Source organism: Streptococcus mitis (assembly GCF_000722755.1).
Classification (GTDB): Bacteria; Bacillota; Bacilli; order Lactobacillales; family Streptococcaceae; genus Streptococcus; species Streptococcus mitis_CM.
On the sequence record NZ_JPFY01000013.1, the window covers coordinates 201,384 to 215,732 of the forward strand.

Annotated in this window: 3 protein-coding genes; all 3 read left to right on the plus strand. The window is 39.0% G+C overall.

Going from position 1 to position 14,349, the window contains the following annotated elements; all coding sequences use genetic code 11:
• The first annotated feature begins 150 nt into the window (after positions 1 to 150).
• The 3 genes from SK578_RS04280 (at position 151) to SK578_RS04290 (ending at position 14,238) form a co-directional block, all read left to right on the plus strand.
• Positions 151 to 5,646, plus strand: a complete 5,496-nt coding sequence (locus tag SK578_RS04280) for a mucin-binding protein (protein WP_042750842.1) — start codon at positions 151 to 153, stop codon at positions 5,644 to 5,646.
• A 157-nt stretch (positions 5,647 to 5,803) separates the two neighbouring features.
• Positions 5,804 to 6,661 carry a bifunctional methylenetetrahydrofolate dehydrogenase/methenyltetrahydrofolate cyclohydrolase gene (locus SK578_RS04285; protein WP_042750844.1) on the plus strand — a complete coding sequence of 286 codons (858 nt, stop codon included), beginning with the start codon at positions 5,804 to 5,806 and terminating at the stop codon, positions 6,659 to 6,661.
• A 365-nt stretch (positions 6,662 to 7,026) separates the two neighbouring features.
• A complete protein-coding gene (locus SK578_RS04290; RefSeq protein WP_042750846.1) occupies positions 7,027 to 14,238 on the plus strand; it encodes an SIALI-17 repeat-containing surface protein in 7,212 nt (2,403 codons plus the stop codon).
• Positions 14,239 to 14,349: the final 111 nt, after the last annotated feature.

Below are 14,349 nucleotides of genomic sequence, written 5' to 3' on the forward strand. Positions count from 1 at the left end.
TTGACTGATGTTAAAAACATATGGTAAAATTGAATAATGAGTATTGTGTTGTAGTTTCGTTAAAGAAGGTGTTCTTTAGCAGGAGAGTAAGGGAAAACTGAGGACTTCAACCTTATTCTAAATTAACATATATATAAACAAGGAGAAAACATGTATTCAAGAATGGAAAAATACCATGGTAGAAGAGCCCAGCGCTTTTCTATTCGTAAGTATAGTTTTGGTGCGGCTAGTGTTCTTTTGGGGACTGCTCTTCTTTTAGGAGCAAATGCTGTTAAAGCTGATGAGACAAACACTGATTCTGCAAAGGCTACAGAAGTTACAAATTCTGATAAACAGAAATCTGATTCTGGTTCAACAACACCCGTTGTTGAAGAACTTCCTGAATTAAAGATTGATGCTGTAAAAGCAGATGAAAAACCTGAAGTAAAAGAAGATGCTAAAACTGAAGCTAAACCTGTAGCAGAAAAAGAAGTTACCGTTAAAGCTGAAAAAGAAAAGCCAGCTAAAGATCAAACTGATAAAAAAGAAACAGATAAAGAAAAAACTGCGAAGATCGAAACAGAAAAAGCACAAGATGAAGTGAAGACAGTTCTTACTCAATTAACTTCTGAAGCTGAGGTTATGGCATCTGTAGCCTCAAACTTCTCAGATAAAGAAGTCAAAGATGAAGCGGCTAAAAAAGAACTTGCGGTTAAGATTGAGGCAGTGAAACTTGAAGCAGCGAAGTCTAATGATTTGCTTTCATCCGATGCATCTAAAGATCAAATGGTAGCTCAAGTGAATCGTCTTTCTGCTGCCATTGAAGCAGTTTATACGGAAATGAAACGTGCTGGCCATGCAGGTAAAGTAGAATCGGTATTAGCTGCTACTGCATCAAAAATTACAGGTAAAGATGTTTTTAAAGATGGAGAAACAGTTAAAGCTGTAACAAACGCTTATGTTGATATGAATGCAGATAATACGGCTCCTACAGGATGGGGATTTGATACTACTATTAGTACATCAACTCTTAAAGCAGGTTCTATTACAAAAATTGAACTTACTAACTTAGCTGAGCTAGGTGCTGGTTTGGCTGTAAATACAGAAATCAGAGCGACAGATGGAACAGTAGTTGGTAAAGTTAAATCTATCGATTTTAAAACAACTACAGGAAACAACAATAACAAATCTGTACCATATTGGGCACAACGTACACAACGTGGTATGACTTATGACCAACGTGTTGCTGAGCAACCAGCGGTAGCTAACGAAACTGGAACATATACTTACAACATCGAGTGGAATGATAAAGTAAAAGACTATCCGAATGTGTCGTTTGGAGCGAGTAATTTATCGGGTAATGGATATTTAGCTCCACAAATTTCAAAAGACACTCCGTATACAGCAACTATTAAAATTGATGGGCGTACGGTTCTGGAACATACTTATACAAGAAAAGGTCAACAACCTAGCTATCAAAAACAAGGTACTAGTGCATCACTAAGTGAAAACAATGGATTGACATACCTTAACAATGAGCAAACAGGTAGAAGTGATTCAATCGTATTAAAAACGGATTCAGATGTTCGTTATGGAGTAGGATCTAAATTTACGATCAAACTTCCTAATGCAGATTTTACTGAATTTAAAGAACTTGAAGGAAGTTCTAACTTTGTAAATGGATTAAATACAGCGTCTACTATTACCCCTAATAAAGGGGATAGTATTACTTATCGCCCACAAAATCGTTGGTCTAATGCTAGAGCTAATGAAAACAATGTATGGATTTTACAAGATGGTCGAGATAGTGGGTTCACATTAACACCTAGATTAATTTCACCAACGGAATTAGAACTTACTGTTACAGAAGGAACTATTCAAGAAGATTCTATAGTCTCTATGCCTCTTCAATCTTTAGGTATTGAAAAAGTAATAAAAGACAAAACCTTAACAAGTGAATATTCTAATATTACTTATGAAAATGGATTAATTAAACAAGGTTATGTAGGAAACGATAAAACTGCAGCAACTCTTACTGTATCAGGTGGAGAATCTGTTAACGGTGAGAAAGAAGATGTTGTAACTAAAGTGCCAAACGGTTGGAGTGTTAATGGTGACGGTAAAGTTCAAGGTGAACCGCCAACAGGAGCTGTTGTTAGAACATTCAAAGATTTAGTGACAGGTGAAGTTATAGGTTTTGAACCAACAAGATATACGGGGAATATTCCTTTAAGTGAAGATGGTTCAAAAGATTACACTAATGTACTTGGAAACAAATATGATGTAAGTAATGATCACGTAGACTTAGTTAAAGAAGTTAATGGAGAAGAATACATTCTTGCAGATCTTCCTCCTGAAAACGTAAAAGGAACACTAAGTGTTACGAAGACAAGAGCAAGAGATTTATATTCTGAAGAAGAATTAAAAGCTAAAGGTATAAATGGATCTGCATTTGTTACCCCAGCAGAGTATGATTATGTTAAGAAAACAAAAGTAGAAGAAGTAAACCGTACAATTAAATTTGTATACGCTGACAATGTTGCAGGCTTAGCGGGTACAGAAGTATTCCCATCACAAAAACAAACTGTAAGTTACACAGGTTCAATCAAGTTAACTGCACAAGGTAAAGCGGTAATTAACTCTGAAGACAAACCAGTTTATATTAACTGGAGAGGAACTAATGGTCAAAGTACTGATCTTCCAGAACTTGCAGTACCACAAAAAGAAGGTTACATCGCAAGTGTTGAAAAAGTACCAGTACAAGCAACAACAGCTACAGATGAAGATTACGAATATGTTGTTAAATATACAGCAATCCAAAAAGCGAAAACAACATTTGTAGATGAAAAAGGAAATGCAATTCCAGGGGTAGCTGAAATTACTGAACAAGGTGGATCAGAAACTCCATTAACAAAAGAAGCTGATGTTAAAGCTAAGATCAAAGAACTTGAAAACAAAGGATATGAATTAGTATCTAATACATACCCAGAAGGTGGTAAGTTCGATACGGATAAAGATACAGATCAAGAGTTCAAAGTAACACTTAAACAAAAAGAAGTTACAGTAACACCGGATCAACCAAAAACACCAGGAACTCCAGTAGATCCAAACAACCCAGACGGACCTAAATACCCAGCTGGCTTGGAAGAAAAAGATCTAAACAAAACAGTAACACGTACAATCACTTATGTGTACGAAGATGGAACTCCAGTATTAAATGAAGATGGAACACCAAAAACAGTAACACAAGAAGCTAAATTCACACGTGAAGCAAAAGTGAACTTGGTAACAGGAGAAGTTACATACGGAGACTGGACACCAGCACAAGACTTAGCTGAAGTTAAATCACCAGTAGTTAAAGGATACTTAGCTGACAAAGCAAGTGTTGCGGTGGTAAATGTAACAGGTGATTCTGAAGATATTAAAGAAGTAGTAACATACAAACCACTAGGATCATGGGTACCAAATATCCCGGGACAACCAACAAACCCAATCAAATATCCGAATAATCCAGATGATCCAACAAAACCAGGAACTGATAAACCGGTATTACCATACGTACCAGGTATGACTCCAAAAGATGGAAATGGACAACCACTTAAACCAGTAGATCCACAAGATCCAACTAAAGGATATGTCATTCCAGATATTCCAAACGATCCAACTCAAAGTACGCCGATTAACTACGTAAAAGATACTCAAAAAGCTAAAACAACTTTCGTAGATGAAAAAGGAAACCCAATTCCAGGTGTTGATGCTATTACTGAAGAAGGTGACTCAGATACACCACTTACAAAAGAGGCTGATGTAAAAGCGAAAATCAAAGAACTTGAAAACAAAGGATATGAATTAGTATCTAATACATACCCAGAAGGTGGTAAGTTCGATAAAGATAAAGATACAGATCAAGAGTTCAAAGTAACGCTTAAAGCTAAAGAAGTTACAGTAACACCAGATCAACCAAAAACACCAGGAACTCCAGTAGATCCAAATAACCCAGATGGACCTAAATACCCAGCTGGCTTGGAAGAAAAAGATCTAAACAAAACAGTAACACGTACAATCACTTATGTGTACGAAGATGGAACTCCAGTATTAAATGAAGATGGAACACCAAAAACAGTAACACAAGAAGCTAAATTTACACGTGAAGCTAAGGTCAACTTAGTAACAGGTGAAGTGACTTACGGAGATTGGACTCCAGCTCAAGACTTAGCTGAAGTTAAATCACCAGTAGTTAAAGGATACTTAGCTGACAAAGCAAGTGTACCAACTACAAAAGTAACTGCGGATTCAAAAGATGCTACAGAAGTAGTAACCTACAAACCAATCGGTTCATGGATTCCAAATATTCCAGGACAACCAACAACTCCAATCAAGTATCCAAATGATCCAGCAGACCCAACAAAACCAGGGCAACCAACAGAAGTGTTACCATACGTTCCAGGATTCACTCCAGAAGATAAAGATGGCAACCCACTTAAACCAGTAGATCCAACAGATCCAACAAAAGGATACGAAGTACCAAATCTTCCAACAGATCCAAGTCAAGATACACCAATCAACTACGTAGCAAACAAAGCAAACTTGGTAGTTAAATATGTAGATGAAAAAGGCAAAGACTTAATCCCTTCAGAAACAACAGAAGGAAAAGTAGGAGATGAGTACACAACAACTGGAAAAGTTGTTCCAGGACACCTACTTGTTCGTGTTGAAGGAGAAGCAAAAGGTAAGATTGGAAAAGACGGTTCAACAGTAACATACGTGTACAAACCAATCGGATCATGGATTCCAAACATCCCAGGTCAACCAACAACTCCAATCAAGTATCCAAATGACCCACAAGATCCAACAAAACCAGGACAACCAACAGAAGTGTTACCATACGTTCCAGGATTCACTCCAGAAGATAAAGATGGCAACCCACTTAAACCAGTTGATCCGAAAGATCCATCAAAAGGATATGTAGTACCAAACATCCCAACAGATCCAAGTCAAGATACACCAATCAACTACGTAGCAAACAAAGCTAAACTAGTAGTTAAATATGTAGATGAAAAAGGCAAAGACTTAATCCCTTCAGAAACAACAGAAGGAAAAGTGGGAGATGAGTACTCTACAAGTGGAAAAGTTATTCCAGGACACCTACTAGTTCGTGTTGAAGGAGAAGCTAAAGGTAAGATTGGAAAAGATGGTTCAACAGTAACATACGTTTACAAACCAATCGGATCATGGATTCCAAACATCCCAGGTCAACCAACAACTCCAATCAAGTATCCAAACGATCCAGCAGATCCAACAAAACCAGGACAACCAACAGAAGTGTTACCATACGTTCCAGGATTCACTCCAGAAGATAAAGATGGCAACCCACTTAAACCAGTTGATCCGAAAGATCCATCAAAAGGATATGTAGTACCAAACATCCCAACAGATCCAAGTCAAGATACAGTAATTAACTATGTTCCAAATCCTAGGGAAGTAGAAAAACCTGCTAAACCAGCTCAACCTTCTAAACCTTCTAAACAAGAAACACCTAAATATGTTGAAGGTCAAAAAGAGTTGCCTAACACAGGTACAGAAGCTAACGCTAGTCTAGCATCGCTCGGACTTCTTGGAGCACTAGGAGGATTTGGACTTCTTGCTCGTAAGAAAAAAGAAGATTAAATCTAATTAGATTTTCTAATAAGAATAAGGAGTTGGATGGAATATCCGCTCCTTTTTCTTATAGTTTGAAACTATAGGATTGCCTAGGAAAGAAGTGTTAGAGGGGACTAACAGTTTTTGGTATAATGGAAGATATTTGAAAGAAAAGAGAAGTAATATGACACAGATTATTGATGGGAAGGCTCTAGCAGCTAAGTTACAAGGACAGCTGGCTGAAAAGACTGCAAGATTAAAGGAAGAAACAGGTTTAGTACCTGGTTTGGTGGTGATTTTGGTTGGGGACAACCCTGCCAGCCAAGTCTACGTTCGAAATAAGGAACGTTCTGCCCTTGCAGCTGGTTTTCGTAGTGAAGTAGTCCGAGTTCCAGAAACCATTACCCAAGAGGAATTGTTAGACTTGATTGCCAAATACAATCAACATTCAGAATGGCACGGGATATTAGTCCAGTTACCATTGCCAAAACATATTGATGAAGAGGCGGTTTTATTAGCCATTGACCCAGAAAAGGATGTCGATGGTTTTCATCCGCTAAACATGGGGCGTCTTTGGTCAGGTCATCCAGTCATGATTCCTTCGACACCTGCAGGGATTATGGAAATGTTCCATGAATATGGGATTGACTTGGAAGGTAAAAATGCGGTCGTCATCGGTCGTTCCAATATCGTCGGAAAACCCATGGCCCAGCTTCTTTTGGCAAAGAATGCTACAGTGACTTTGACTCACTCACGGACTCATAATCTTGCCAAGGTGGCTGCTAAAGCAGATATTCTGGTGGTTGCAATCGGTCGTGCCAAGTTTGTGACTGCTGACTTTGTTAAACCTGGAGCAGTTGTCATTGATGTTGGGATGAATCGCGATGAAAATGGGAAGCTATGTGGTGATGTTGATTATGAGGCAGTTGCCCCACTTGCTAGCCACATCACACCAGTTCCTGGAGGTGTAGGTCCTATGACCATTACCATGCTGATGGAGCAAACTTATCAAGCAGCACTTCGGACATTGGATAGAAAATAGGAAAAAAGAAGGTAGAATAATGTTTTACCTTCTTTTTATGTAATGCAGTCTAAAATGATATGAGTCCATAAACTATAAATTTGAAGTATGAAAATGCTATTAATAGAATGAAATTTGTATTGGAAAGAGTCTAGAATAGAAAGCTACTTTCATTGCACCTATTTCTTTTGAATGAACTTATCTTGCATACCATTTTATTAGGTTAAATTGATGGAAAATGATTGCAATTTTAGGTGTGTTTTGATATATTTAATATATAAAATATATTATCGAACTTGGTACGTGTTTGTGTATTCAGAAGGAGGTCGTTTTTTAAAATAAAGTAAGCGCTTACTTTGTATCAAGAAAAAGAAATGAGGATTTTAATGAACAAAAGACTTTTTGATAAACGTTGTCATTATAGCATTCGTAAATTTGCAATAGGTGCGGCATCTGTAATGATTGGGGCTAGTATATTTGGAATTTCAGCTGTACAAGCTGAGGAGGTGGCTTCATCCAATACTCAAACAGGAGAAACAACTGTTCATCAAGCTCAGCCTTTAGATAAGCTTCCCGATGATGTGGCAGCTGCTATCGCAAAGGCTGATGAGAATGGTGGGCGTGAGTTTGTAAAACCCAAAGCTGAGTCGACAGAAGATAAAGTGACTAAGGATACAGAAACTACTAGACCTGCTAACGATGGTAGTCATGAATTGGCTAGTCCTAAAGTGGAAACTCCAAATAAAGTAGAAGAAGGAACCAAGGCTGAGGACAAACAGAAATCTGAAGAGGCAAATCCAAAGCCTGTTGAATCTGCATCAACATCTGGAACAGAAATGAAAGAGGATTCTAAAAAAACTTCTGAAAAGGACCAAGTGAAAGCAGACACAGAGATCAAACCTTCTTCTGAAAAATCGCAAGCACTATCTGGAGAGTCAAACAAAGCTGAAGTTGAAAAGGAAAAACAGCTATTATCGGATCGAAAACAAGATTTTAATAAAGATTGGTATTTTAAACTAAATGCCCAAGGCGATTTTTCAAAAAAAGATGTGGATGTTCATGATTGGTCCAAATTGAATCTTCCTCATGATTGGAGTATTTATTTTGACTTTGATCACAAGTCTCCCGCGCGTAATGAAGGTGGCCAGTTAAATGGTGGAACAGCCTGGTATCGTAAGACTTTCACATTAAATGAAGCAGACAAGAATAAGGATGTTCGTATCAATTTTGATGGGGTTTACATGGATTCAAAGGTCTATGTAAATGGTAAATTTGTAGGACATTATCCAAGTGGCTATAATCATTTTTCATATGATATCACAGAATTTTTAAACAAGGATGGTAGTGAAAATTCAATTACTGTTCAAGTGACCAATAAGCAACCAAGTAGTCGTTGGTATTCAGGAAGTGGGATTTATCGTGATGTAACTCTTAGTTATCGTGATAAAGTCCATGTTGCCGAAAATGGTAATCATATCACTACTCCAAAACTTGCTGAGCAAAAAGAAGGGAATGTTGAAACACAGGTTCAAAGTAAGATTAAAAATACGGATAAGAAGGCTACTAAAGTTTTTGTGGAACAACAAATTTTCACTAAGGAAGGCAAGGTTGTATCAGAATTAGTTCGCTCTGAAACGAAGAATTTAGCAGAAAATGAAGTTGCAGATTTCAGACAAACAATCCTAGTTAATAAACCAACTCTTTGGACGACAAAAAGTTATCATCCTCAACTGTATGTGCTGAAAACAAAGGTTTATAAAGAAGGTCAACTAGTTGATGTAACAGAAGATACATTTGGTTACCGTTATTTCAATTGGACTGCTAAGGATGGTTTCTCTCTGAATGGTGAACGCATGAAATTCCACGGAGTAAGTATTCACCATGACAATGGAGCTTTGGGTGCAGAAGAAAATTATAAGGCTACCTATCGTAAATTAAAACTCCTGAAAGATATGGGGGTTAACTCTATTCGAACAACCCACAATCCAGCTAGTCCTCAGTTACTTGATGCTGCAGCAAGTTTAGGTCTTTTGGTTCAAGAGGAAGCTTTTGATACCTGGTATGGTGGTAAGAAAACATACGACTATGGACGGTTCTTTGATCAAGATGCAACACACCCAGAGGCTAAAAAGGGTGAGAAGTGGTCTGATTTTGATCTTAGAACAATGGTAGAACGCGATAAGAACAATCCGTCTATTGTTATGTGGTCTCTTGGAAATGAGGTGGAAGAGGCGAATGGTAGTCCTCGTTCTATCGAAACTGCTAAGCGTCTGAAGGCTATTATCAAGGCGATTGATACTGAACGTTATGTCACTATGGGTGAAAATAAATTTAGTCGTGCAGCGACAGGTGATTTCTTGAAACTCGCAGAAATCATGGATGCTGTCGGTATGAACTATGGTGAACGTTTTTATGATGCGGTTCGTAGAGCGCATCCAGACTGGCTCATTTATGGTTCTGAAACCTCTTCAGCTACTAGAACGCGTGATTCTTATTACAATCCTGCTCAAATCCTTGGACACGATAACCGTCCAAATCGTCACTATGAACAATCTGATTATGGTAATGACCGTGTTGGGTGGGGAAGAACAGCTACTGAGTCATGGACTTTTGACCGTGATCGTGCTGGCTATGCTGGACAATTTATCTGGACAGGTATTGATTATATTGGAGAACCAACTCCATGGCATAACCAAGATAATACACCTGTGAAGAGCTCTTACTTTGGTATCATCGATACGGCTGGTTTACCGAAGAATGATTTTTACCTTTACCGTAGTGAATGGTATAGTGCTAAAGAAAAGCCAACTGTTCGCATTTTACCACATTGGAACTGGACTGAAGAGACACTTAAGGATCGCAAGATGCTAGTCGATGGAAAGGTTCCAGTTCGTACCTTCTCAAATGCTGCAAGTGTCGAATTGTTCTTAAATGGACAGTCGCTTGGTAAAAAGGAATATACGAAGAAAAGGACAGAAGATGGACGTCCTTATCATGAAGGGGCTAAACCAAGTGAATTGTATCTTGAGTGGCTTGTGAAATACCAACCCGGCACACTGACTGCGATTGCTCGAGATGAAAATGGCAACGAAATTGCGCGTGATAGTGTGACAACTGCAGGGGAACCAGCAAGAGTTCGTCTGACTAAAGAAGAGCATGTTATCACTGCAGATGGGAAAGACCTATCCTACATCCATTACGAAATTGTTGATGGCGATGGGAATGTGGTTCCGACAGCGAATAATCTTGTTCATTTCAATCTTCATGGTCAGGGACAAATTGTTGGTGTGGATAATGGAGAACAAGCTAGCCGTGAGCGCTACAAAGCTCAAGCGGATGGAACATGGCAAAGACGTGCTTTCAATGGTAAAGGAGTTGTCATTGTAAAATCAACAGAAAAAGAAGGTAAATTTACTCTTTATGCAGATTCTGCTGGTTTAACTTCTGATAGCGCAACGGTCGCAACTGTGTCTGGTAAGAAAGAAAATCGTCACTTTGTAGCCTTTGCTCCTGTAAAAGCAACAACTGATGTTAGCACAAATCCTGAATTGCCTCAAACAGTAACAGCTATTTATAGCGATGGTAGTGTTGAGGAAAAGACTGTAACGTGGGATGTGCCAGCTGATTTGCTTACAAGCGCAGGTGAGAAAAAAGTATCTGGACGTGTAGAAGGTTTGGAAACCAAAGCTGAGGCACTTGTAAAAGTGATTGCCTTAGATAGATGGTTACCAAAAGTTGCTACAGTCCCAGTTGGAACGAATGCGGCTGATTTGGATAAAACGGTCACAGCTGTTCTGACAGATGGTAGTTTGATCGATACAGATGTTGTTTCTTGGACCTTGAAAGATCCTTCTGCTTTGACAAAAGAAGGTGGACGTACGGAGGCTACTGGTAAATTGGTAGATGACGACCGTGAAGTGACTGCAACCTTTATCGCAAGCAGTAAGGAAACAACAAGTAGCATTACAGGACTTACTGTTGGGGATAAAACTCTGGAGCACTTTGAGTCTGACAAGACTTATTACCGTGTATCCCTTCCTTACACTGCTACCATTCCAAGTGTTGGAGCTCAGACTACCGGATATCAAGTAACTGTTCAGCAAGCTTCTGCTGATAATGGCTATCAGGCTTCTGTCTTCTTGAGTGACCAAAAGGGTGACTTGGTTCAAACTTACTTAATTCAGTTTGTGAAGGAAGCTCCTGCTTTGAAACGTTTGGAAGTAGTTGTGGAAGGAAAAGAAACTGCTACTGAAGATCAAGTCTTAACCTATCGTGTCATTGGTAGTTATGAGGATGGTTCACAAACAGAATTTTCGGCTTCAGATATTCACTTAGAAGCTAAATCATCTGATGGGGGACGTCTTGAGGTGAATGGTCAGAATCTATTGCTCTATACTAAGGGAAGAGTGACTTTGACACCTCGAATTGATAATCAGACAGAGAAAACAGAATCTGTAACCACTGAAGTGGTGATTAAAGAAAATAAAGTCAGCAAGAAGATTGTGAAACTTCATCCTGTGTCTGTTTCTACAGATATCAATCAGCAACCGAATCTACCTAAAGAAGTTGGAGCAGAATTTGATAAGGGCTTGCCACGCAAAGTGTCTGTAACTTGGGAAAAGGTAGATGAAAAAGAGTTGGGGCACTATCATAGCTTTACGCTTAAAGGACATGTAGAAGGCACAGACATTGAAGCTCAAGCGACTGTAACGGTTGAAGGATTGCAAGTTGCAGAGGAAATCAGTCTCACAGTACCTAAGGGTGAGACGGTTCAATTGCCAGCCAATGTTCGGGCTTACCATTCTAATGGAACAACTATCTACAAAGATGTTGTTTGGGATCAGGTTCCAGCCAACTTTAGTCAAACTGAAGGGGTATATGAAATCAATGGTCGTTTAGTAGGTAGCAATCTGACAACTAAAGCTCATGTTCGAGTGTCTAGTCAAGTGGTTGCTGGAAATAATATCTCTAAACAATGGACAGGTTCACAATTACCAGCTGCCATTGTATCCAATACAGGAGGAGATGACACGGCCAATACCTTGAACGACTTGACTGTATCAAGAACGCCATCAGATGCTAAAAATAGATGGACAACTTGGAGAACAAATACTGATAATGACTGGGCTTCTATCTTGTTTGGTAATTCAGGAGACTTGACGAAACGTTTTGTCAACAATTTGTCGGTTGATTTCTATACTGATGGAGCAATTGGTCTTCCAAAAGAATATGTAGTTGAATATTATGTAGGTAAAGAAATTCCAGATTTACCAAGTGATGTCAGTCATGCTCAGCGTGATACTAATCATCCATTTAATAATCCAGACAATTGGAAAGCAGTTGAAAACCTACATGCTCCAAGTCAGCTGTCTGCAACTCAAACCAATCACTTCACATTTGACAAGGTCGAAACCTACGCTGTGCGTATTCGTATGAAGAAGGCTGATGGAACATCAGGTGTTGGTCTGACAGAGCTAACTGTGCTTGGAAACAAGGTCTTAAGTGAAACAAGTTCAGAGATTTCTATCAAGGTAGATGGCAAGGATCTTGAACACTTTAATCCATCTAAGACAGATTACTATATTCCTCAATCTAGCAAAGAAATCACTGCAACCGCTAGCAATAATGGTTTGGTTACTCTTGTGCCTGCAACCAGTCCAAAAGGTGCAACACGTCTTATCTTGAAAGCAGAAGATGGTACGGTATTGAAAGAATATCGAATTTTCCGCAATGATGAGAGAGAAACTAGTCAACCTCTTGCTGCAGAAAACAGTGCTAAAATCTTGAATGTTGGAGACAATCTTCAACTTCCTTCAGAAGTCACTGTTTATTATCCAACTTCAAATACTTGGACTACAGATAAACTTGCAGTGAAGTGGGATGCTATTCCTGAACATGCGACAGAGCATGAGGGAACATTTGAAATTACCGGTCATGTCATTGGTACAAATCTAACAACTACCATGCAAGTGACAGTTGTAGCTAAAGGAAATCAAGCCATCTCAGAAAATCCAAGCAACAATGAAACGGATTCTAAAGCCTTTGCTTCGACAACGAACGATACACAAGCAGCTTCACATGATAGAATTTTCTATATCAATGATGGAAAATTTAATGAGGATGGACGTTGGACAAACTGGTCTCGTACACCAAAAAATCAAGAAACTTCTGTGGGAATATTGTTTAAGAAGAACGGTAACATTACCTCACAAGCTATTGGAAAAGTTGCCATGCAGTTCTTTAAAGATAGTGGAACAGATGCCCCAGAGAAAATGGTTCTAGAAAGATATATTGGCCCTGCCTTTACAGAACCAAGTACGATTTCTCGTTATGAAGAAAATGCTGACCATCCATTCAACAAGGCAGAAAATTGGGCACTAATTCCTTACAAAGCTTCTGGAGAATTAGTAGCTGGGAAACCAATCGAGTTTAACTTTGATCCGATTCAAACGACAGCTATTCGTGCTCGAATGACTCGTAAGTCTACTACTAACGGTCTAGCAGTAGTCGAATTTACAGCCTACTCTGCAGGCAAGGGAGCAGAAGTCGAAACACCATCAGCGACTATTTCAATCGATGGAGAATCATTGGAAAACTTTGATCCAAATGTGACAGAGTACACCCTAACAACAATGGGAACTAAACCAAAAGTCACTGCGACAACTAGTGGACATGGAGTAGTCACAGTTGTGGATCCTGGAAATACAAATCTTCCAACACTGGTTCGTCTTGTTTCCAAAGATGGGAATCTAGTGAAAGAATATCGTTTACACTTTAAGTCTACCTTCCAAACAACACCGACAGAAGGCGTTAAGAACTTAGTAGCAGAAACTCCAAGTTTGGAAATTGAAAAGACTCCACTTCCGTTCAAAGAAGTTATTCGCGAAAACCCTGAGCTTGCTCAAGGTAAACGTCGTATAGTTTCTGAAGGACAAGCTGGAGAAAAAGTTGACTATATTCAAGTTTTGGGAACTACTAGAACTCTTGTTCATTCTGAAGAAAGAAAGGCTCAGGATCGTATTATTGAGGTAGGAGTAAAACCATCTATTTCAAATAGTAAGGGTGAGGAACCTGCGCCAGTAAACGAAGTTCCAGAATTCAAAGGCGGTGCTAACTTTGTAGAAGCAGCAGTGAACGATGTTCCAGAATTCAAAGGCGGTGCTAACTTTGTAGAAGCAGCAGTGAACGATGTTCCAGAATTCAAAGGTGGTGCTAACTTTGTAGAAGCGGCAGTCAATGAAGTTCCAGAATACACAGGAATTCTAGCCACAGTAGGAGATCAAGCAGTACCAAGTGTTGAGAAACCTGAATTTAAGGGTGGCGTTAATGCTGTAATGGCTCTAGAACATAAACTTCCAGAGTACCGTGGTATTCTAGCTACAGTAGGTAATCAACCCGCACCGACAGTAGAAAAACCAGAGTTTAAACTAAGTTCGTTAGAAAAAGCTCAGACTCCAGAAGTACCAGTTCAAGTTGCCAAGGAAGACAAGAGATTGCCAGAAACTGGTGAAAAACAGTCAGAAACAGCTATTTTCTTGGCAGGTGTTACCTTGGCCTTATCCGCAGCTTTATTAACTGCAAAACGCAAAGAAGACTAGTCTGTGCGTCTAATACCATTCTATTTGTATAGATTGGTAGAAGATAAAAAATGAATCGATAAATGAGTCGAATAGATGGAGAGGACCAATTAGGCCTCTCCGTCTTTACTA